Source organism: Citricoccus muralis (assembly GCF_029637705.1).
In the GTDB taxonomy this organism is placed as follows: domain Bacteria; phylum Actinomycetota; class Actinomycetes; order Actinomycetales; family Micrococcaceae; genus CmP2.
Map to the genome: position 1 here is coordinate 211,573 of NZ_CP121252.1, position 22,095 is coordinate 233,667.

Here is a 22,095-nt window from a genome sequence, read left to right on the forward strand (position 1 = left end):
CCTGACGTTCCGCGACCGTCTGCCCCGGGACTTGAAACTGTGTCGTTGAACGCATCTGTCTTGCTGGGACCGATGCGCAGCGGGGTCGTCAATGAAGTGCTCGTAAAGAGTAAGCCCAGCCATAACTATCCGTGCCGTCTCCGCTTTGAGGCTGAACGAGCCGTCGATTTGAGCCCCGCGGAGAAGCGCCAACTGCTCATGCTCTCGCGGCAGACGCAGGTCGCCGGAGGAGTGTGGACTGAGCCGAGCGGAACCTACGTCATAGTCTGCGGTGTTGAGGAGAACGTGCGCATATTCGTGCGCAGGGCCCGAACGATCCTCGGGATTAAACCTGGTAGCGAGGCTCCGTGGAAAGGAATCGTCATGCAGGGGTTCGACTTTAACTGACCGAATGCGTCGGGACAGTACCAGCTTTGAGCAACGACTTCACCCATTCGTTCAGGCCGGTTCCTCCGGAGGCTTTCATAAGAACAACGTCCGCGTCACACAACAGGGACGGAAGCTCCCGTTTCACCGATTCCAGGCCATCCCAGTGCCGGACATCGTGCCCTCGCGACTGAAGTTCATCTCGGAGAGCCCGCATGTGCGTCCCGAAAAGGACGAGGCGGTCCGGCATGAACTCGTCGACCACATCGGCCAGTTCACGATGGATTCGGTCGGACTGTTCCCCAAGCTCGAGGATGTCTCCGAGAAGGGCGACGCGCCGCGCTCCCTGCGGGGCATCGACGGTCCCTAGATTCTGCAAGGAAGATCCAATCGAGGCCGGATTCGCGTTGTAGGACTCGTTGAGCAGAGTGATCACTCCGCCGTTGGTCAGGGCGAGCTCGCGGACATCGCCGCGACCGGACTGCGATTGGAAGTCCGCGAGGGACTGCATTGCCTCGCGCCAGTCTTGTACTCCGTGGGCGCGTAACGCTGCCAAGACCGCGAGGCTGTTCGGCGCGGAGTGCCTGCCGGCAAGGCCCAGGCGGTAGGAGATCTCTTCGCCGTCGCCCAAAGCGGTTGTCTGGTGCGTCGCCGGGTCCCAACTGACAAGGCGGATATCGGCGCCGGATGACTCGCCGTAGATGACTACCTGATACCCCTCGGTGCGAACCCTTTCGATAAGGAGGTCGGCATACTCGGTGTCACCGTTGATCACAGCGGTGCCTCCGGGGGGAGGGGACAAGAAGATGCCGGATTTCAGGCGTGCGACATTCTCGACGCTTCCGATGTGTTCCAGATGGGCCGCGGCGATGGCGGTGACAATGGCGACATCGGGTGAAATTGGAAACGCGGTCGTACGGAAGACCTCGAGCGCCGCGGATGACACTTCGAGCACGGTGTGGTCGCTCTTCCACGCGATGCTTAGCCCATGCAAGATCGGACGATGTCGGTTGCGGTTTTCCGGTTCGGTGGCAACTGTTATGTCCCTGTCCGAGCGCAGTGCGTGCATCAGCATGGCTTTCGTCGAGGTCTTTCCGGCGGCACCAGTGATGCCGGTGATGTGCGACTGCTCGAGCTGATCGCGTAAGATCGTGACGATATTGCAGACGAGGGCGAAAGTATCTTTCGCATAAAAGACATTGTGTCCTTCGAGCATGTCGGTACCTCGCAGCTGGTCCGAGCAGATCACACCCGCGGCCCCAAGGCGAGGGTACGCTGGATATTGTTTCGAGTCTTCTGGGGAGAAGGATGGTCCGTTTCTTCGGGCGACTGTGGCCAGGAAGCATCTCGCGGCGCGTAAAATCGATCGCGCCTTCGTTCCTTGCGGTACCCGACGGCTAGGCCAGCGAACTCGATGTCGCGGCGGCCCTCGTATATCCATCCGGTATCGGGCAGGCGCGCACGTAGTTCCCTGATCAGCACAGTCTCTTCCTTAGGAGTGGGAAGCAGGACGGGGCTAATTTAGTTACATAGAGTTAGGAAGTCCCGTGCTGTATCCAAGAGCTGGCTGAACGTAGGGCAAAATCTCGGATTCGCTAGGATCGCGCGTTGAGAACTACCGTGACGTGCGTGCTGCCGTCAAAGTGTTTCTAGGCGTAAGAGATATGACGGCGGCCATGTTCCGGTCTTGGCCGACTGCATCTCGACCACAGGAGCTGCGGGCGAAATCGACACTTCGTGTTGTATCGGCTGAACGCGCTGACGGGGGCCATCGATGCTCACGTCGTGGTAGAGCAAGCCCATGGCCGTGACGAGGACACCATCCTCGAGCATCTTTAGGTGCAGATCGGCTATCTGTACCGCGCTCATCCGACCGAAATTCCAGGGCGTCGTGAACTCAGCCCCTTGGTATCCTAACCGCGCAGCTTCAGCGTTCATTTCGTCGACGAACAGTCCGACCGGGTCTTGGCTGCGGTGAAGCCTCTCGCCGAGAACTCTAGCCAGGGTATAGGGGGCGGTGTTGTCCGAGGCCATCATCATGGCGCGGAGCAGATCCTCGTGACAGACGAGGTCCCGGCGAAGGAATCTGTGATAACTATATTTGCGTCGATCGGTGGCGAGGATCTCAGCTTTTCTCTGTAAGCCCCGCGCCCCTACTGAAGGCCTGGCGCGTAAGCCAGGCGGTCATCATTTTGGTGAGAGATGCGATCCCGGGCCCGTCGACCACAGTATCCGCTGCTCCGTGGGTCACCGTTGGATGTCCTGAACTATCTGCCGAATAGACGATGACATCGTCGGGGAATTGCGAAGATTGCGGACGCAGCCCCGAGAGCCGATAGATTAGGTTCTCCATGCGGATCCGTCCGTCCTCGGGCATCTCGCCCTGACGGATTAGCGTAGGACCGATTGATCCATCCCAGCGGCGTGCTCCCTGATGACCGCCACCGAGCGTCAAGCCGCCCAGCGTGCGATTGCTCTTCCTCTCTGAATCGGCGCGATACGTCCTTGAGTCCAGGCTCAGTTGACTGTTGGACCCATGAAACGTAGAGGTAAATAGATGTGGTTCAGTGTCCGTGGGGTTCCCGCCGGGAGAACTTGATCCTGACCATATGCTCAGCGGCGTCCCGGGTTCGTCTCGGGTGTGAACCGTCTGACGGCTTTTCCGCATCCCGTCGAAGAGGAAACGCTGTCCCGGATCGGACGTTGCAGAGCGAGCGAGAGTGATGATGGTGTTGGGCTGACGCAAGCGCTGGACGTCAGCAAATGTCGTCGACAACGTTCCATGGCCAGTCTGCAACCCGTGCGGAAGTTCGAATTCGCCCTCGACTAAAAGCACGGTGTCCTCAGCACGACCGAGGGATAACGGAGGAAGGTGATTCAGCCCGTCAGCCACCGTCTGAATCTCGCCGAGACTGTTTGTGACCGTTGTTGTCGCATCTGTGGGATCGTAGACCGCGGTCCGACCATCGATTCGGGCAAGGCCCAGAATCTGCTCGGATGGCGTCTTGCTCTTGTCCGAAGCGAACTCGACCAGCCACTACGGGCCTTCAGAGGACCGGTCGCTGACGGGAGAAGTCATCCAGAACGTTGCTGGAAGTCCGTCTTCGGGCAACGTCTGAAAGCAGTAGATACGTCGGGTGGAAAAGCTCGGGAGTTTGTCAAGTAATCCTGGCGTCTGGACAGGCAAACCCAAGGCTCTGGCCGTCGAAGCATGCTCAACCCGATACCATCGAGGGCGCAGGCTACTCAGATCCTTATCGGAATCGACAATTCTCGGAGTGCGCGACGACTCGAGAAGTTCATTCCACTCCTCAGGTGGCCCGTGGAAGCCCAGCTTCTGCGCGAAGGCGTACCCGTCGGCAGTGCATTGTGGTCGGAAACGAGATACTGGATTGTCATTAAATGTTTCTCGAACCGTCCTGATCAGTCTGACGACCCAGTCTTAGTCAAACTGCGCAACTTGGTGAGTTCCTCGGTGAGAGCAGCTTTTTCCTTCTTGAGCTGTTCCAGCTCTAGCTCCACCGCGGTCTTACCACGCTGGTAGGAGGACAAAGGCCGATCATAGCGAGGTGGTGCCCAGGTGTGGCCGTTCAAGGGGTATTCCAACAGGCTCGGCTCCCCGCAATTGATGATCTCACGGAAGAGGCTGAGCTGCACTCGATCGATCTCCGGGACGGAGAGCATTAGTCGGATCATCCGCCGGGATCCGTACAGTTGGTACGTATCGAAAGTGACGTCCGATTCCACGATATGAGGATGGTTCCAATTGCCCACGCGGTGCTCCCAAATGAACATATCGGTCATGCGATATCCCGCAGGGATCGACCGAAGCTGCGTGGTGTCGATGTATTCCTGGAAGCCCTCTTCACCTAGGTCCCAGAAGGGATCCGAGAGCTCCCGGTCTACCTTCTGTGCACGCTTGGTCAGCGAGGCCATGCGGCGGGCTCCGATCTCAATATCTTCGGAGAAGTGCAGCTGGCGCGCGAAATGCCACTTACCGACGCCGTTGATCTGTCCGCGAATGTGCAGCGCGTCGTGGGGCAACTTGTTGTAGTAGGCCCAGGAGATCAGTGTGTTCGATCGACGGGTACTGAGCTTCCTTAGCGACTCGATGAAAGCCTTCGGAGGCTTGCTTGCCGAACTCAGATCGAAAAGCTGATGAGGGATTCTCAGCTGCGCAGCCATTTTGGCTGCGAGCTTGTCCCGGTGAAGCTCACCGCTCTGGTGCCCGGTATTCGGATCCTTCGTGTAGGTGAAGGCCTGCACCGCGTTGCTCGCTTACGCGAAGGCAGCCAGCGAGGTCCGACTGTCGACACCGGCCGACGCAGACACCAGAACCTGCCGGCCGGACGACAAGAGGATCTCCACCTGACGTTCCAAGATGGGCACCATGAGGTCGGCGGCTTGCTCGACGGTGAGTGGGGTGTATGGGCGGGGGCCTACGCGGTTGATCTTGCCTGTACCTAGTTGTACCTCGGAGTTGGGCAGGAGCTGCCAGACCCCCTCATATCGAGTGGCGCGCCCCGGGAAGTCGTTGTTCCGGGTATTGCTCACCCACTCGACCCATTTGCTGTCCGGCGCGTTCAGCGTCAATCCCACCGCACGGACGTGGGCGGCGATCAGGCTGGCGTCTTCGTTGTGGAACGCGGCACGCAATCCGATGGCGTCGGTCTGGAAACGGATATCGTCGCCTTCGCGGTCCACCACGATGAACTGGCCGAACTGGTCCTCCAACGCGTCCAGGTACTGCTGGCGACCCTCGCGGCGCGCATCGAGCAGATGCTGCCCGATCGTGCGCATGTCTGTTGTCCCGAGCTCCGAGTGTAGAGCATGGCCGAAGATGAGGATGCCGCACTGTCCGTCATCGTAGGCAGCGAGCGTTCCGCGAGGGTCCCATCGCACGATCCGGTCTGCAAAGCGCGTGCGCAACCAGAAATCCGGTACCACGGGGGAGTGCTGGTCCGTGTGGATCACGTAGCCACGTGCATAGAGCAGATGCGAATAATCGTCTACAGGCTTGATGGCAGCAGGGTTCGCAGGAACGTATTCCCACGAGGTCGACGTTGTAGCGTCCATTCGCCCCTCAGATGTTTAGCTGGAGAAAGTGTCGCGCAACCATTCCTCGAAATCAGAACCAATTTCTTCGTGGCGCAACGCGAGCTCAATATTCGCTTTAAGGTACTCCAGCTTGTTGCCTGTGTCGAAACGGCGACCGTCGTAGACCACCGCGACGACGCCACCGTACTGCTCAGGATCTTTGGCCAGTTCGATGAGAGCGTCGGTCAGCTGGATCTCGCCGCCGGCGCCGGGCTGGGTGCGTTCGAGCACCTCGAAAACCTCGGGGCGCAGAACGTAGCGTCCGATGGCCGCCAAATTGGACGGTGCGTCTTCCTTGGCGGGCTTCTCGATCAGGTCATTGGCCCACAGCGCACGCCATCGGGTGTCCTCCAGCTCGCCGCCGGGCTGCACGATGCCATACGACGACACCATGTCCTCCGGTACCTCTTGGACCGCGATAACGCTGGCGCCGGTGGACTCGTGGATCCGGATCATCTCAAGCAGCAGGTCTGCACCGTCATCGATGATATCGTCACCCAGCAGCGCAGCGAAGGTTTCCTGCCCCACATGCTGCTGGGCGCGCAGGATGGCGTGGCCCAGGCCCTTGGGGTCGCCCTGACGCACGTAGTGGATGTCGGCGAGATCAGTGGCGGCTTGAACTGCCTGGAGCACCTTGGTCTTGCCGCGACTTTCCAGCACATCTTCCAGCTCGGCCACCCGATCGAAATGATTCTCAAGCGGGGTCTTGCTACGGCCGGTCACCATCAGCACGTCAGAGAGGCCGGCTCCGGCAGCTTCTTCCACCACGTATTGGATGGCAGGTCGATCCACCACGGGAAGCATTTCCTTGGGAATGGCCTTCGTGGCCGGGAGGAATCTGGTTCCGAGTCCTGCCGCGGGAATGACTGCCTTCGTGATGTTGTGGTTCATGCTTTCCTGAGGGTCGCGGATACGGGAGTTGGCCGATGTGCTCCTTGAAGCCTACTCGGTGACCTTAGGTAAGCGACCTTTCCAGAAGGTTAAGTCGCTTTCAGCCTTGATATCCTCTGTAAGTACATGGCCGATCAGCACCGAATGGGCCAAAGCAACAGCACGACGGGGGACACTCGAATGCGCATTACTGTGGTGGGACTGGGATACGTAGGACTCGCGAATGCGGTCTTGCTGGCCAGGAAACACGAGGTGGTGTCGCTCGATATTGACGCTTCTCGCGTCGACATGGTGAACCAGCGCGTTTCGCCGCTCGTGGACCAGGAGCTGATCCAGCACTTCTCTGAGGCCGAGCTGAACCTGACCGCGACGACGGATGCCGCCGTTGCCCTCGACAATCCCGAGTTCGTGATCATCGCGACGCCCACCAACTACGATCCTGACACCCAGTACTTCGACACTTCGAGTGTCGAAGCCGTGCTGCAGCAGGTGCAGGACCTGGCTCCCAACGCGGTGGCCGTGATCAAGTCCACCATCCCGATCGGCTTCACTCAGCGCATGCAGGAGACGCACCCCGATCTGCAGATCGTGTTCAGCCCGGAATTCCTCCGCGAAGGCAAGGCGCTCTACGACAACCTGCATCCCAGCCGCGTGATCGCCTCCGGCTCCGAGGAACCCGCCACCCGTTTCGCCGAGATGATGGCCGACGCAGCTGAGGACACTGACGTCCCCACCGTCATCACCGGCACCGACGAGGCCGAAGCGATCAAGCTGTTCTCCAACACCTACCTGGCCATGCGCGTGGCCTACTTTAACGAGCTCGACACCTTCGCGGTGGAGAAGGGTCTGGACTCGGGGGCGGTGATCCGCGGTGTCTCCCTTGATCCGCGCATCGGCGACCACTACAACAACCCCAGCTTCGGCTACGGCGGCTACTGCCTGCCGAAGGACACCCGTCAGCTGCGTGCCAACTACGAGGGAGTGCCGCAGAACCTCATCGACGCTATCGTCGACTCCAACCAGACCCGCATGGACTTCATCGTTAATGATGTGCTCCGCCAGAATCCTTCCGTGGTAGGCATCCACCGCCTGGCAATGAAGGCTGGTTCGGACAACTTCCGTAGCTCGTCCATCTCTGTGGTGCTTGAGGGGCTGCGTGATCGCGGTACCGAAGTGGTCATCTATGAGCCGACCGTCGAGCAAAGCCCGATCGAGGGTGTGGCTCTGGAGAACGATCTGAACACGTTCCTGGAGCGCTCCGAACTGATCATCACCAACCGTGTCGGTGACGAGCTGGAGGGCGTCCGGGACAAGATCTATTCCCGCGACGTCTACGGCAGGGACTGATCGTTTACATCGACTATGACAGCATCACCAGGCGAGGGGCCTAGTTCGTCTTCAACGTCCTCGAAGAATCCAGCTCCTGCAAAACGTAAACCGAAACCTCGGATACCTCGCGAGCGTTCGATCGATTCAACACAACATCGCGTTCGTGAGTATGAGACTTTGGACGCGTTTCTGCGTGTTGATGAGACCCCCACGGGGATCGTCACCGTCGATCATCACAACGTTCCGATCGACCTCTTGGTGGCCCCTCATCCCAGCGACACGGCGATCGTGTTCTTTCACGGCGCCATCGAGAAGCACTTCACTCTGCCGGTGCTTTCGGGGCTAGGGATCTCTGGTGGTTTGAATGCCAACCGGATATTCGTCTCGGATCCGTCGCTGATCCTCGAGCAGCGGTTGCTCCTCGGTTGGTATGCCGGCAACCGCCACCAAGTGGACCTCCAAGATGCACTGACTCGCATTCTGGATCACGTCTTCACGCTCTTGGGCGCCAAGCGTGTGGTGTTCTTCGGCGGTTCCGGTGGGGGCTTTGCGTCGCTGTACTATGCGAGTCGTTTCGAAAACTCGCTGGCATTGCCCTTCAACCCCCAGACGAGTATCCGGCGATATTTGGACCGAGCTGTCGTGATGTATATGAACCTAGCGTTCAACGCTCACGCGCCGCGCAGCCGTCGTCTCGCATACAAGCCTGAGTCCATAGTCAGTGACCTCTGTAGGTGGTACGGGACGCCACGACCGCCACTAGTGGGATACATGCAGAACCTGAACGATGTGTCCCACGTGAATAGGCACCTGCGCCCGTTCTTGCGCCAATCGCACGAGGATAACCGAGTGATGTTGTTGGCGGAGCGTTGGGACCCCGGGCATACGCCACCTCCGAAACCCTTGCTAACCAACGTGCTTGATGTGGCGTCGTCGGCAGCGTCCTGGGAAGACGGCTTGAGCGAGCTCGGATTCCAGACCCTGGACTTTGAACGCCGTCAGCGGATGGGGCTCAAGGGGTTAGCTGCAGGTCGGAACTAAAGCCCCCGAGCTGCAGAGCTCGGCTCAGACGCCTCCCAGGCCGCCTCATATTCATCGGCGACCTCTGGCCAGACCACGTCTCGAGCCGCCTCAACAGAGGTGATCTCGAGGCCGGTGTGGTCGAGAATGACGAAATCATGCGGGATGATCCGACCAGCACGGTCTTTGCGACGTTCTGGATCAAGGATTCTGAGGGCGACGCTACCGTCGGGAAGGTGGCGGATACCTTCAGCTTCGGAGTCGAGGTCCGCAAAGCATACCTCGTAGATTTCCAGTGGATCGGCGAGCCCGCCGGATCTAAGAAACCGAAACCCCCAGGTTCGGCCGCGCGTGGCCCAAATCAGTTTCATCGTTCTCCCCTGAGGATGACGTTCTCGTTTTCACCGTTCTCAAGGTCGATCTTGAACTGGGTCAAAATGGCTCTCATCTGATCGCCCTGCTCACGAGCTGCCTGGTTAGAGCGCCGTAGCCGCTCTCCCGCCAACTTTGAGTACTCTTCGAACGCATCGGAGCTGATGATCGAATTGAGAAGCTTCTGGGCCATCCCCAAAGGCCCCTTGGAAGTCGGGAGGCCGCGGAGCACCCTCCCCAGTACAGCACTGCCTAATTCGAGGCCAGGTCCCAATAGGCTGTCTAGAACCTTCCGGGGGACCTCTTGCGTACGCGCCCATCGGAGATGTCGTTCTAAGGGCAGAATTGCAGCCAGGGGAAGGATCTGGTTAAGCCCAATGCGTCGGTCTACGTTAATGCCGTTGGGGTGGAACTCAGCCGAAGAAAGGCGCAGGAAGTCTTCACCCACGGAGAGTGCCTCATCTCCAACGATGAATTCGCTCAATACTTCTTGCAGTCTCTCGATGTCACCAGCGGCACGCAAGATCATCAAGTCTCGAAAATCTTGAACCGTCATCTCGGGGATCAAGTCCGCCTTTGAGAGAGCGAACATCCAAATTCTCGGGAAACGCTCCAGTCGTTCCCCATCCTCCAGGATGCTCTTCTTAAGGGAGAGCAGGGTGTTCTCGATGTTTCCGAAGAGCGACTTCAAATAGCGGGACTCTTCTCTCGGATATTCGGCGAGTTGCTGGGCATCAACCAAGATCAATGCGACGTTGGAGTTCAGTAGCGAACGGAAGGTATCGATGCGTCGTTGTTCTTCGGTCGGACTGCTGGGACTGTTTTCGAACCATTCCCCCGGATAGTCGTGCCAGACCAAACGAAGGCTGTTGAAGTCGCGGCGCTTGACAGCTTTTGTGTTCTCGGTGGCCTTGGGATCGACCTGGAACGTGAACGTCGCGGACTTGAACCGATTGGCAACGGGCACGGCATCTTCTTGTTTCATGCCCAAGTAGATCTGCCGTAGTCGACGCCCTTGACCGGTGTCGGGAACATGAAGGCGATAGAGCGCCTCTGCTTCGCGTTCGCCGCGGTACATCTCTGCACCGTAAAAGGAAGAGAGAAGAACCGTCTTCCCGCTTCCAGACTCACCGAACACGGCGATGTGTTGTTCTCGGGAATGATCGGCCTTCATGGGGACCCTCTCCAGGTTCTTGTCAGCGGACGGGGATCATGGGGTGAGCTGCAGGTCGGGGTTCTGCTTAGCGTAGGTGTCCTTGACCGCAGTCAGGAAGGTGTTGGCGTACTCGAGCTCGCCGCGCCCGATGGCGGAGGCGAAGGTCATGTACTGTTCCATCTTCTGCTTGGTGTCGCCATCGGCCACAATCTGACCATCCTCTAGCCAAAGCACGCGCGTGCACATCTCCTCGATGGACCCGCGTGAGTGGTTGACCAGGAACACGGTGCCGGCTTTCTCGATCATCTTGTCCATGGCGTTCTTGGAGCGCTCCTGGAAGGTGGCGTCACCGGTAGCCAGCGCCTCGTCGACCATGAGGATCTTCGGCTGGGCTGCCACGGAGATCGCGAACTTCAGACGTGCGCCCATACCGGAGGAGTAGGTGTTCATCGGCTGATTGATGGAGGGGCCAATCTGTGCCAGGTCGATCACCGACTCCCGCGTGGCTTCGGCCTCCTCAGGGGAGTAGCCCATGGCCAACAAACCCAGAATCACGTTCTCGGATCCAGACAGGTTGGGGATCAGCGCGGCACCCACACCCAGTAGCTGCGGCTTGGCGGAGGTGTACACCCGGCCGGTGTTGACTGATTCCAGTCCAGACAGGGCGCGTAGCAGCGTGGACTTGCCGGAGCCGTTGCGACCGATGACCCCGATGAACTCGCCCTCGCGGGCGGCGAAAGAAATGCCTTTGAGGACCGGTTTGATGATGCGGCGGGTGTTGAAGCGCAGCGGGTTCCGCGACTTCTGTACGGTGCGGACCTTGTAGCCGAGGTGGATGTTGTCGGCCAAGACAGTAATGCGGGGATCAGCGCTCGTCACGGGCGTAGTCCTCCTCAGCCTGCCAGAAGTAGATGAATCCGAAGCTCAGCAGCCCCACGGCCCAAGCGGCCAGGCCCAGCCAGGTGGAGAGGTCCGGGATGGTGTTCTCCATCAGGATGGAGCGGTAAGCATCCAGGATCATCCAGACCGGGTTGGCCTTCACGATGGCCAGGGCGGTGGGGTGATCGAGGAACCGCTCCACGGGGAAGATCACGCCTGAGGCGTACATCAGCACACGCACTACGAAACTCATGGCTTGAGCGACATCGGGGAACTTGAAACCGAAGCGGGCGAAAAAGAAGGCGATCCCGAGGTTGATCAGGGTCTGCAATACGAGCACCACGGGCACGAATAGCCAGACGGTGCTGATCGTGACGTGTGGTGGAATGGCCAGGATCATCACCATCATCACCACGATGATGAGTACCTGGGCCAACAGCTCGCGGATCACCAGCGAAATGGGGATCGCGGCTCTCGGATAGGAGAACGACTTGATCATCGCCTTGGAACTGACGATGCAGCGCACGCTCTGCGACAAGGTGCCAGAGGTGAACTGGAACATCAGGATGCCGATGATGATGAACGCCACGAAGTTGTCCATGCCGCGACTGACCCCGAGCACTACGCCGAAGATCAGCCAGTAGAAAGCCGCCAGCAAGATGGGGCTGAGCACCAGCCAGAGCGGCCCTAGACGGGTGTCATTCGTGCGGCTGAGCACCTTGTTGCGGGACTCACGCATGATGAAGTGACGCCGCTGCCAGACCTCGGCCAAGTACTCACCCATCGGGGCGCGGCCACCCATGGGCTTCAGGTGCCTGGTCTCGCCATAGAGGTCGGTGACTCGACCGGCCAGGTGCGTGGTTTCCATCTCCCGCAGGAAACGCAGCTCATCCTGGTCGAGCGTACGCCGAGCACGGCGCACGGTGGCGCCGCTGCGGCCTCTGTATTGCGTAGTCATCCACAACAGGGTATCGCGAACAGATAGCCGGATCGGATTCTCGTTGGGCGCATCTGAACTCCAGCCCGCACGGAGGTGTGCTCGCTACGCTGGAGGGCATGACTGAAATGAGAGCCACCCCACGTGAGAAGATCGCCCCGATCGTCGCTTCCCTGCGCGACACCGCACGGTCCCGAGCCACGCACAGCCGCCGGTTCCGGGTGGAGGGGCTGAAGGCGCTGCGCCGGATGTTGGATGAGCAGTCGCACCGGATCGCGCTGGCGCTGCGCGAGGATCTGGGCAAGTCCGAGACAGAAGCGTTGGCCACCGAAATCGGAGTGGTGAAGTCCGAGGTGGACCACACTCTGCTGCACCTGACGGACTGGATGGAACCGACCCCGGTGAAGGTGCCGCTGGCGTTCCAGCCGGCCAGCGCTCAGGTGGCGCCGCGACCGCTCGGCACGGTGTTGATCATTGCGCCGTGGAATTACCCGTTCCAGCTAGCCATCAACCCGCTGGTGGGGGCTATTGCGGCAGGGAACACCGTGGTGGTCAAGCCCTCCGAGAAAGCGCCGGCCACCTCGAAGGTGATCGCCGAGCTGGTGGAAGAGTATGTGGATCCGCGTGCTGTGCGTGTGGTCGAGGGTGGCGCCGAAGCGGTCACCGAGCTGCTGGAGCAGCGCTTTGACCACATCTTCTACACCGGTGGCGAGCGGGTGGGCCGCATTGTCTATGAGGCGGCGGCGAAGCAGCTGACCCCGGTGACCCTGGAGCTGGGCGGAAAATCCCCGTGCGTGGTCTCGGACGGGCGGAACTGGCAGACGATCGCCCGGCGCATTGTCTTTGGCAAGTTCACCAACGCGGGGCAGACCTGTGTGGCCCCGGATTATGTGCTGGCCGTGGGGGCCCGGTCGGAGCGGGAGCTGGAGAAGCGGGTGCCGGAGGTGATCTCGGAGTTCTACGGGACGAACCCGGAGGCGTCGAAGGATTACGCGCGCCTGGTTGATGTGGCGCAGGCCGAGCGGCTGGAGGCTCTGCTACAAGGGGCGTTGAGCGGGCCGAACCCGGCGCGGCTAGTCTCGGGTGGCCGGGTGGATGCTGCGTCCCGCTACATGGAGCCCACTGTGCTGGCGGATGTGGATCCAGATTCGGAGCTGATGCAGGAGGAGATCTTCGGGCCGATCCTACCGATCATCCGGGTGGATACCTTTGATGAGGCGATCGCGTTCATCACCGAGCGCCCGCACCCGCTGGCGGCCTACCTGTTCACCGACCGGCACCGGTACCATAAGGCATTCCAGGAGCAGGTGACAGCAGGCGGACTGGGCTTCGACGTTGCGCTGCTGCACGCCGGACTGCACACGCTTCCCTTTGGTGGGGTGGGGCCCTCCGGGATGGGCAGCTACCACGGGGAGGCCAGCTTCCGGACGTTCTCGCAGATGCGCCCGTCGCTGACGAAGTCCGACCAGGTGGACACCTTGCGCATGGCCTACCCTCCCTATACCTGGCCCAAACGCCAGGCGATCAAGCGGCTGATGTAGCAGCGCACTTGATCGCCTGAGGTTCGGTGGTGGGGGTGTTGGTTAGCGCCGTTCGACCGTGACGTCACCGACGTTGGTGCGAGCCACGATGGTGGGACCGCTTCCTTCACGGAGGTCGGAGTCGACATCGAGTTCGCCCACCTCGTTGGTGACGCGCACGGACCAGGCTTCGCAGCAGGGGACGGTGACGTCCACATTGCCGACGTCCAGTCGGGCGATGACATCGGCGCGGTGATCCTCGGTGAGGCCGATCTGCAGCTGACCCACCTGGCCCTGGGCCACGAGCTCCTCACTGGCGGCGACGGCCGGCAGGTACATGCTGCCCACGTTGGTGCTCACCTGCAGCCGCTCGAACGAGCCGGAGGCTTCGATGTTGCCCACGGAGTTGCGCACCGAGAGGTCCAGCGATTCGGAGAGCTCGGTGGGGATGACCACCAGCAGGTCGAGGCTGTCGCCCAGGGCCCAGCCGATGTTGCCCTGGAAGTTCGGACGCTGCAGGGTGACCGAAGTCTCGGCGTTGTCGCCCGTGCCCTCCTCGGTGATCTCCCAGTGGCCCTGGGTGGTGTCGTCGGTGTCGGTGAGGGTGGTGGAACCGCGATCGACGAGGCCGAGCTCGATTTCATCGACCGCTTCGGAGACCTGGACGCGCACCTGGCCCACGCCGGAGTCCAGATCCAGTGCGGTGGGGGTGCCGATGCTTTGGCGCAGCGGGATCTCCTCGAAGTCGGCGCGATCAACGGCGGCGGCGATGCTGGAGGCGCTGAGGCCGCCGAGGCTGAGCAACACCGTGAGTGCGGCAATGACAGTGATGGTGATGCGCGTGGACCGCGCGTTGGTGGGGTCGGTGGGACGGGACGGGATCACGGTGGAGGTAGGCATCAGTGGTTCTCCGATTCGAGATAGCGCAGCACGGCCATCACGCGACGGTTCTCGCCGTCGACGGGTGGCAGGCCAAGTTTGATGAACAGGGAGGAGACGTGCTTCTCGACGCTCCCGGGTGAGATGAACAGAGTCTGGGCGATGGCTGCGTTCGAGCGGCCTTCGGCCATGAGCTGGAGGGTTTCCCTCTCGCGCGGGGTGAGCTCGTTGAGCACATTGCGCTGGCGGGAGCGGACCAGGATCTGCTGGACCACCTCCGGGTCGAGGGCGGTGCCGCCGGAGCCCACGGAGGCCACCACGCGGAGGAAGTCCTCGACGTCCGCCACGCGATCCTTGAGCACGTAGCCCAGGGACCCGTTGGATGCAGCGATGAGCTCCGAGGCGTAGCGTTCCTCCACGTACTGGGAGAGCACCAGCAGCGCGACATCCGGGTTCTGCGCCCGGATTAGCGCGGCGGCGCGAATGCCCTCATCGGTGAAGGTGGGTGGCATGCGCACATCCACGATGGCCAGCTGCGGGGTGTGGCGGGTGACGGCATCGAGCAGGTCGTTGGCGTTGTCGACCGCGGCGAGGACCTGGTGGCCGGCGTCGGTGAGCAGCCGTTCCAGCCCGGCCCGCAGCAGCACCGAGTCCTCGGCGACGACGATGGTCATGGGGGTCGTCTCGGGGGTGCTGGTCATGACTGCTCCTCGGAGGTCTGGGACGGCTGGTGCTGGGCCTGCGTGGTGAGCGGGACGTGGGCGGTGATCACGGTGGGGCCGCCCACAGGGCTGGCGATCTCGAAGGAGCCGCCGGTGGCGCGCACCCGGTCGCTCAGCCCGGCCAGGCCGGTGGAGACGCCATCGCGGCGCACCATGGCTCCGCCGCGGCCGTCGTCCTCGACGCGCAGGTAGAGCTGATCGTGCTCCACCGTGACGAGCACCGTGGCCCGGGAGGCGTGGGAGTGCTTGGTGATGTTGGTCAGCGTCTCGGCGATCACGAAGTACGCCACCGCTTCTTGTTCGCGCGGCAGCCGGCCCGGAACGGAGACGTTGAGGTCCACCGGGATGGGGGAGCGGGCGGCGAGCGAGGACAGGGCGGCGTCGAGACCGCGATCGGAGAGCACGGCCGGGTGGATGCCGCGAGCCAGCTGACGCAGGTCCGTGATCACTGCTTTTGCTTCCGTGTGAGCCTCATCGACGAGGTGCTTGGCGGAGTCGAGATCCTGATCCATCTTGGTCTTGGCTAGGCCCAGGGTCATGGCCAGGGAGACCAGTCGCGGCTGGATGCCGTCGTGCAGGTCGCGCTCGATGCGCATCCGTTCTTGCTCGGCAGCGTCGACCGCGCCCTGGCGGCGGGCCGTGAGCTCGTGGACCTCTTCGCGCAGCGCCTCATCACCATTGGGCAACATGACCCGGGCCAGGCCGCGCTCGGCGAAGATGCCCGCGGTGAGGGCGGCCAGGCCGGCGACGAACCAGAGTGCGCCGCCGAGGATCATCAGGAATGGTCCGGGCTGCCAGGCCAGCACCCGGGCGTCCGGGACGACGATGGACGCTTCGATGGAGGTCCACAGCGCCCAGATGCCCGAGTAGAAGACGAGGCTGGGGAAGAACGCGATGAACATGTTCAGGTGGTGGTGCAGCACCGAGCGCCAGAACGGCCAGGAGATGACCGTCAGGCCCAGGGTGTGCAGCCAGCCCAGGAAACCGGGCTTGTCGGAGACGGTGCGGGCCGGCTCGATGGTGTCGATGCCGTGGACGGCCAGGGCGCGGCGGCGCTCGAGGCGTGCGATCCAGCGCATGACCATCACCCAGGGCACCAGCAGCAGCACGCCCATCAGCCCGGCGGGCAGGGAACCAATGCCGGTGAAGAAGATGGACACGCTGACGATGAGCCAGGTGACGGACAGCAGTCCGGAGAGGAGGACGCTGGCCGCGCCCACGAGGAAATGGGGGCGAGGGGGTGTGGTGGTGGTGTTCATGGTTCCACCCTATTTTTGGGCCGAGGTACGGCGGAACGCGGTTCTCCGCCGAGATGACCGGGGGTTTTCCCTACCAGCCTACGGCCCGCTCATCAGTCCTGGGGTTCTGAACGTGACTGTGCTTACACTTGCGCCGGTCGGGCCACCCGGGTTCGGCGCTTTGACAGAGGAGATCGTGGTGAAGAACCTCAAACGCACGCTTGCTTCGGCGGCTGCCACCGTGGGACTGATCGCAGGATTGGGAGCCGTTGCCGCTCCGGCTGCGCAAGCTGCCCCTCCGACGATGAGCGACTGGCAATACGGGACCAAAGCCAAATGTGAGCAGGTCGCCTCCGCCAAGCTCAATGAAGCCTTCCGCAGCGGCTGGCTCATCGAAAAGTACATTCCCTGCCACAAGCGCAACGGCAGCTACTGGGGCGGAACGATCTACTACCAGTGATCCGCGCCTGAACGCGGCCAGGCCCGGCACTTCGGATATGAGGTGCCGGGCCTGTGTGCGCCGTCAGCGATCAGCCGCGGTGCGTGCTGCTGAAGTGACGACCCTGTGGGGAACGCTGTCCACGCCACCAGGCGGCGGCGCCGAGGCCAACGAGCAGCAGCCCGCCCAGTGCCCACGGCAGGAACTGGTCCGCGCCGGTGCGGGCCAGGATGCCCGAGGACTGCTCAGCGGCCTGACCGGAATCGGCCTGGGCCGAGCTGCCTTGACCGGCGCCAACCTGCTCACCGGTGGAGCCTGCAGGCGCGGCGTCGGAGCCATTTCCTGTGGCCTGGTCGTTGTCCGAACCGCCGCCACCGGCCGCGCCGTCGTCGTTGGATCCGTTGTTCTCGCCGGAGTTTTCGCCGTCGCCGTCACCGGAGCCTGCGCCAGCGTCGGAGTCTTCGGCAGCCCCTTCGGTCACAGTGACCACGGTGGAGGCGATGGCCTGGTTGCCGTTGGCGTCCTGCACCGTGTAGGTCAGCGCGTAGCTGCCGGGCTTGGAAGCATCGACCGCGCCGATCACCTCGACCTCGGCGGTGAGATCACCGTCGGTGTCATCAGTCGCCGACACACCCGCCATCGGGTCGAAGCTCTCGCCCACGCTGATCTCGCTACCCTCGGGGACGGTGAGCTCCGGGGCGGTGACATCGGTGCCCGCGGCGGTGGCGGTGAACACCGACATCTGGGCGATGGAACCGGGGGTGAGGTTCTCGCCGGTCTCGGCGTCGCGACTGACGGCGTACCAGGCGTACGTCTCGCCCTCGGTGAGGCCCGACCACTGAACGGAGGCGGGCCAGCCGGACTCGGCGGTGTCCTCGCCGATCACCTCATCGGTGGGGGTGGTGACCAGCACCTCCTCGGTGGTAAAGCTGGTCTTGCGGGTCTCCAGCTGGATGGGCAGGCGGGTGTCGTCCTCGGTGCCGTTGTAGCGCTCGCGGTCGTCGTACTCGGTGGCGCCGAAGTTCTCCAGCAGCGGGGAGTAGGTGTCCACCGCCATCTCGCCGCGGTCCACATCGAACTGCAGCAGCCGGAAGAAGCTGGAGCCGAACTGGAGCATGTCGTCCTCGGAGCGGCCATCGATGCCGGTGAGGCCCAGCTCCTCGGCGCTGACCGTGTAGAACTGGTAGTCGGCCAGCAGCTCCACGATGTTGTTGTTCTCGGTGCCCACATCCTTGCGGACCTCGATGTCCACCCCGTGCTCGTGGCCGGAGAGCACCAGGAACACGTTGGAGTTCTGCTTCAGCACACCCTCGTCGATGTTGATGCCATCGTGGGAGAAGGTGGCGCCGCGGCCGTCAGGGTTCTCACTGGGCTTGCGGTGGGCGTGGGTGAGCAGGATGGCGTTGCGGTCGGAGTACTGCTTGAGCACCTCGTCCGCCCACTCGATCTCCTCGTCGGTGACGTCGTACCCCAGGTGCAGGGCGATGAAGTCCATCCCGTCCACGGTGAACAGGTCGTAGTGGTTCTGGTTGTCGCCGTCGGCATAGGGGGTGTAGCTGGCCTGCGCGTCTTGCCAGCCCTGGGTCTGCTCCAGGGCCTCGTAGCGCTCGGGGCCGAAGTAGTCGTTGTAGAGGCTGTCGGGCCCGACGTCGGCACCGGAACGGTTGTCGTGGTTGCCCGGCAGCACCCCGTTGACGATTTCGGCGTCGTCGAGAATCTTCTGAGCCTCCGAGACGAACTCGAACTCGCGCTCGGCGATTTCGCGGTATTCTTCCTCGTCGTCGCGCTCGGTGGCGGTGTGCCAGTTCTCCATGATGTCGCCGGTGTGGCCGACGTAGGCGATCTTGCGCTCCTCGGCATTCTCGACGATCCAGTTCATCACGTCGGTGTAGCTCTGGGCCCAGACCGACTGCTGCTCCTCGGAGTAGGACGCCTCCACCGCACCCTCCGCCAGGTACTGGGAGTCGGTGAAGTGGGCCAGGGAGAAGTCGTAGTCGTCCACGTCCTCGAAGCCGTCGCGGACCTCGTTGTCCAGGTCATCGGCGAAGGGGTCTTCGCCGGTGACCAGCACGCGCACCGTGTCGTTGTTCTCGCCGCCGCGGTAGTCCTCGGTGATTTCGGCGGTGAGGGTGAGCTCGTCACCGTCGATGCCGCGGCCGCCGGCGAGCTTCTCCCAGGACTCGGTGGCGTGGTTCCAGGCCAGCAGGTTGACCTGGCGGGAGGGATCCACGGTGCCGGACCAGCGCACGGCCTGGCCGTCCACGGAGTTTCCTGGGGTGTCGGCGTCGACGGTGACGTCGAAGCGCTGGAACGCGATGCTGCCCGGGGCTGCGGAGAGGGACTGGCCGGCGCCGTCGAGCTCCTCGGCCTCGGTGTAGTCGAACTCCAGAGTGTCCGGGGTGGACTCGATGAGGCCCTGGAAGCCTGTCTCGGCCACATCGGCGTGGCCCTCGTAGAAGGTGGAGGTGACGTCGCCGCCGTCGGGGTTCTCGGCGCGGGCCGAGAGGGTCACCGAGCCGGACTCCTGCCCGGTGTCGGTGCCGCCAGCGACCGGGATGGAGGATGAGGTGAAGGGAATCTCCTGGCGGACCGGGGCGCCGAACACGGTGGTGCCTTCGGCCACGATGGTGTGACTGCCCTCGGCCAGCCCCGGACCGAAGGTGTCGCCGGGGGTGATCTCTTCGCCGTCGAGTGTGTAGGTGAGGTCGCGGCTGAGCAGCGGCGCGTTGTCCCACTCGACGTCAAAGACAGTTTCCTCGCTGATGTGCTCCTCGGCGGCGGGCGTGCTGGAGGCCAGGGCGTAGGACTGTTCGCGATCCTCACCCAGGGCTTCGGCGCTGCGGGCGGCGATCTGCGCGGGGGTGAGTGGCTGTGAGTACAGGGCCGAGTGCGCGATGGTGGAGGTGGAGTGGAACTGGGAGGACCCGTTGGAGGCGTCCGCGCCGAGCACCATGTTGTGGGCGGCCGGGTTGGGCGGCCAGGTGATGGTGGAGTTTCCGGTGGGGGTTTCGGCGACGAGCTGGCCGTCGAGGTAGAGCTTCACCGTCTGGGAGGGGCCGTCGTAGACGCCGACCGCGTGGTACCAGCGGTTGGGCTCAATCTCGATGCCGGCGTTGTGGTAGCTGCCGGTGTTCACGGCGAAGGTGAGGGTGTTGCCGTACATGGTCATGGAGAACCCGCCGGCCTCCTTGTTGGCGCACATGTTGGTCTCGCCGGATTCGGGCAGGGCGCCGTCGTAGCGGAAGGTGCACTCCAGGGTCATCGAGTCGCCGAGCGCGTCATAGGCGTCGCCGATCGAGTAAAGCAGGGCGTCGTCGCCGTCGAAGGTCATGGCCGGGCGCAGCAGGCCCGCCTCGGCGTTGGGGGTGGGCTCGCCGTGGACGGTAACCTCGCGGTTCGCGGCGCGGTCGGTGAACTCGCCGTCGGAGAAGTCGACGTCGAACACGTCGGGCTCGGGAACCTCGGGGGTGGCGGTGAAGTCCTGATGCAGGGCGGAGACGTGCTCCGCGGTGACCAGCTCGCTGAAGACGCGGGCGCTGCCGAGGGTGGCGTTGGCGTGCTGGCCGGGGGCACCCTTGCCGCTGTCGGCGCCGAGCACGATGTTGTGGGCGTCTGCGTCGGCCGGGACGGTCATGGGGCCACCGGCGGTGTTCTCGCTGACCAGCTCGCCGTTGAGGTAGAGCTGGATGTTCTCGCCGTCGTAGACGCCGACGGCGTGGTACCAGCGATCCGGATCAATGTCGGCCCAAGCGAAGGTGTAGCCGCCCTCGGCGTGGATCATGAACGCGGCGCGGGAATCCTGGACCACCATGGCGAAGCCGCCGGCCTCCTTGTTGCCGCACAGGGTGTCCTCGCCGGTGGTGCCGTCGGCGCTGAGCTTGAAGTTGCACTCCACGGCGAAGCCGTCGGCCAGCTGCTCGTAGTCGGCCTCGGTGACGGGGTAGGAGTAGGCATCGGTGGAGCCATCGAAGCTGGCGACGGTGCGGCCGAGCTGCGGGTCCACGGCGAGCGAGGGCTCACCGGAGACGGAGAGGTCGCGGCCTGTGGCGGTGTCCTCGGCGGAGCCCTGGTTGAAGTCCACCTCGAGCAGATCGGCGACCGGGGCGGTGGGAGCGGCGGCAGCGGGCAGTGCGGTGGACAGCGTGGCGACACCGACGGACAGGGCCAGGACGGCCTGGGGCAAGCGGGTGCGGGGCAAAGTGATCTCCTTCTGGAGCGACTGAGTGCATAAGAAGGTCGAAACTGCGTGCAGGCGCAACGACCAGTGAACAGTCGATCAGAAGAGAGCGAAAACGGTATCAACGCAAGTCAAAGCCTGGTTGGCCGTGAAGTGGAGGGGACGTTAATGGAGCTCGGGCGATGGCTAGGCTGAGCAAGCTTCAGTGATGCGAATCCGGCACCCTTGGGTGTCCTAGCCGCGTTGAAAGCCGGCCTGCGGATGGCAGGCGACTAACCAATTCAACCGATGGGCAGTCGCGTGATTCGTGTGAGTCTCAAGCCTCGGGTGGGCGACCTAGTCGCTCTGCGGCAGCCGTGTATACCTGGAGCCCGTTGCGTTCACCCACTGCAATTGCGTCCACGGCAATAGCTTCCACTTCATCTGGGGTGTATCGGTAGACGAGGCGGTATCTGGGTTTCCCAACTCCGTTGGGGTCGAAATAGAACTTGTAGCAGTCCGATAGGTCGCCGGTTTTGACATGCTGGCCGCGGGGTTCTCCGCTGACGCGCCCGTCGCGAATGAAAACGAGCATATCGAGCGCCATTTTTCGGGTAGCAAGATCGGGTAGCGCGTATACGTCGTCTTTGAATCCGGGGAGGCTGGTCAATGCCAGCTTGCGGCGCGCCACTTACTGGTAGTCGGCTGCGTCAAGGCCCAACTCTGCAGCGAGTTCGCTGAGCGGTTGAGCTTGTTCGCCCTGGCGCTCGCGCACAATTTGGGCGATCTCAATTTCCTCAATCGCGGGTAGTAGCGACGAGTAAAGCTCGAAGGGGATCACTACCGCCTCGGGCCGACGATGTGATCCGAAGATGACAGGATCGGAGATTGGCCCCTCCGTCCGGAAGCGGCGGAGTGCCTTTGGGATCTCCGAACGAGCTTCCCGGGTCGGCAGTACATGAACGATAGTCATATCGCAAGCATGCCAGCGTGACACGAAACGTGCCACAAATGTGGCACGCATGTTGGTTGGTTCCGACGTCTGTGATCGTATTCGGGTCGGGCATGCCGCCGGTGGGTGAGCTGATGTTCGC

At 62.6% G+C, this 22,095-nt stretch carries 19 protein-coding genes; 5 read left to right on the forward strand and 14 right to left on the reverse strand.

What is annotated here, in order from left to right:
- The first annotated feature begins 45 nt into the window (after positions 1-45).
- Entirely contained in the window at positions 46-387 is a 342-nt protein-coding gene (locus P8192_RS00920; RefSeq protein WP_278157819.1) for a hypothetical protein, read from the forward strand.
- Here P8192_RS00920 and P8192_RS00925 read toward each other — a convergent pair.
- The 5 genes from P8192_RS00925 to galU all read right to left on the reverse strand — a co-directional run bounded on the left by P8192_RS00925 (position 380) and on the right by galU (position 6,354).
- Positions 380-1,582 (reverse strand): Mur ligase family protein, encoded by a 1,203-nt coding sequence (locus P8192_RS00925; protein WP_278157820.1) that lies wholly within the window; start codon positions 1,580-1,582, stop codon positions 380-382. The genes P8192_RS00920 and P8192_RS00925 overlap by 8 nt on opposite strands.
- 422 nt (positions 1,583-2,004) lie before the next feature.
- The gene (locus P8192_RS00930; protein ID WP_278157821.1) at positions 2,005-2,406 is read right to left on the reverse strand and encodes a hypothetical protein; all 402 of its coding nucleotides are present in this window, start codon (positions 2,404-2,406) and stop codon (positions 2,005-2,007) included.
- A 1,383-nt stretch (positions 2,407-3,789) separates the two neighbouring features.
- The gene (locus P8192_RS00935; protein ID WP_278157822.1) at positions 3,790-4,551 is read right to left on the reverse strand and encodes a hypothetical protein; all 762 of its coding nucleotides are present in this window, start codon (positions 4,549-4,551) and stop codon (positions 3,790-3,792) included.
- A 93-nt stretch (positions 4,552-4,644) separates the two neighbouring features.
- Complete coding sequence (locus tag P8192_RS00940; RefSeq protein ID WP_278157823.1) at positions 4,645-5,442, reverse strand: hypothetical protein; 798 nt, start codon at positions 5,440-5,442, stop codon at positions 4,645-4,647.
- Positions 5,443-5,457: 15 nt separating this feature from the next.
- Entirely contained in the window at positions 5,458-6,354 is an 897-nt protein-coding gene (gene galU / locus P8192_RS00945) for a UTP--glucose-1-phosphate uridylyltransferase GalU (RefSeq protein WP_278157824.1), read from the reverse strand.
- Between the two features lie 180 nt (positions 6,355-6,534).
- On the opposite strand from galU, the gene P8192_RS00950 reads away from it, so the two are divergent.
- Both P8192_RS00950 and P8192_RS00955 read left to right on the forward strand, forming a co-directional pair.
- Entirely contained in the window at positions 6,535-7,701 is a 1,167-nt protein-coding gene (locus tag P8192_RS00950) for a nucleotide sugar dehydrogenase (RefSeq protein ID WP_278157825.1), read from the forward strand.
- Positions 7,702-7,860: 159 nt separating this feature from the next.
- On the forward strand, positions 7,861-8,724 hold the full coding sequence (locus P8192_RS00955) for a hypothetical protein (RefSeq protein ID WP_278157826.1): 864 nt from the start codon (positions 7,861-7,863) through the stop codon (positions 8,722-8,724).
- Here P8192_RS00955 and P8192_RS00960 read toward each other — a convergent pair.
- Genes P8192_RS00960 through P8192_RS00975 form a run of 4 tightly spaced genes read right to left on the reverse strand, consistent with a single transcriptional unit; the run spans position 8,721 to position 12,068 of the window.
- Entirely contained in the window at positions 8,721-9,074 is a 354-nt protein-coding gene (locus P8192_RS00960; RefSeq protein WP_278157827.1) for a hypothetical protein, read from the reverse strand. The genes P8192_RS00955 and P8192_RS00960 overlap by 4 nt on opposite strands.
- Complete coding sequence (locus P8192_RS00965; protein ID WP_278157828.1) at positions 9,071-10,249, reverse strand: ATP/GTP-binding protein; 1,179 nt, start codon at positions 10,247-10,249, stop codon at positions 9,071-9,073. The genes P8192_RS00960 and P8192_RS00965 overlap by 4 nt, the downstream gene beginning before the upstream one ends.
- Positions 10,250-10,285: 36 nt before the next feature.
- Positions 10,286-11,110: an ABC transporter ATP-binding protein gene (locus P8192_RS00970; RefSeq protein ID WP_278157829.1), complete on the reverse strand. Its 825-nt coding sequence runs from the start codon at positions 11,108-11,110 to the stop codon at positions 10,286-10,288.
- Positions 11,097-12,068, reverse strand: a complete 972-nt coding sequence (locus P8192_RS00975) for an ABC transporter permease (protein WP_278157830.1) — start codon at positions 12,066-12,068, stop codon at positions 11,097-11,099. The genes P8192_RS00970 and P8192_RS00975 overlap by 14 nt, the downstream gene beginning before the upstream one ends.
- A 98-nt stretch (positions 12,069-12,166) precedes the next feature.
- On the opposite strand from P8192_RS00975, the gene P8192_RS00980 reads away from it, so the two are divergent.
- Entirely contained in the window at positions 12,167-13,588 is a 1,422-nt protein-coding gene (locus tag P8192_RS00980) for an aldehyde dehydrogenase family protein (protein WP_278157831.1), read from the forward strand.
- Between the two features lie 42 nt (positions 13,589-13,630).
- Here the strand turns inward: P8192_RS00980 and P8192_RS00985 are convergent, their stop codons facing one another.
- The 3 genes from P8192_RS00985 to P8192_RS00995 are packed head-to-tail and all read right to left on the reverse strand — an operon-like array spanning position 13,631 to position 16,427.
- Positions 13,631-14,467 (reverse strand): hypothetical protein, encoded by an 837-nt coding sequence (locus P8192_RS00985; protein ID WP_278157832.1) that lies wholly within the window; start codon positions 14,465-14,467, stop codon positions 13,631-13,633.
- Positions 14,467-15,120, reverse strand: a complete 654-nt coding sequence (locus tag P8192_RS00990) for a response regulator transcription factor (protein ID WP_278159679.1) — start codon at positions 15,118-15,120, stop codon at positions 14,467-14,469. Before P8192_RS00990 ends, P8192_RS00985 begins: the two co-directional genes overlap by 1 nt.
- Before the next feature lie 23 nt (positions 15,121-15,143).
- Positions 15,144-16,427: a sensor histidine kinase gene (locus tag P8192_RS00995; RefSeq protein ID WP_278157833.1), complete on the reverse strand. Its 1,284-nt coding sequence runs from the start codon at positions 16,425-16,427 to the stop codon at positions 15,144-15,146.
- Positions 16,428-16,602: 175 nt separating this feature from the next.
- Here P8192_RS00995 and P8192_RS01000 point away from each other — a divergent pair, with 175 nt between their 5' ends.
- Positions 16,603-16,866, forward strand: coding sequence for a hypothetical protein (locus P8192_RS01000; protein WP_278157834.1), 264 nt, complete (start codon positions 16,603-16,605; stop codon positions 16,864-16,866).
- Between the two features lie 70 nt (positions 16,867-16,936).
- Here the strand turns inward: P8192_RS01000 and P8192_RS01005 are convergent, their stop codons facing one another.
- Positions 16,937-21,043, reverse strand: coding sequence for a LamG-like jellyroll fold domain-containing protein (locus P8192_RS01005; RefSeq protein ID WP_278157835.1), 4,107 nt, complete (start codon positions 21,041-21,043; stop codon positions 16,937-16,939).
- Positions 21,044-21,692: 649 nt separating this feature from the next.
- Positions 21,693-21,974, reverse strand: coding sequence for a hypothetical protein (locus P8192_RS01010; RefSeq protein ID WP_278157836.1), 282 nt, complete (start codon positions 21,972-21,974; stop codon positions 21,693-21,695).
- Positions 21,975-22,095 lie beyond the last annotated feature (121 nt).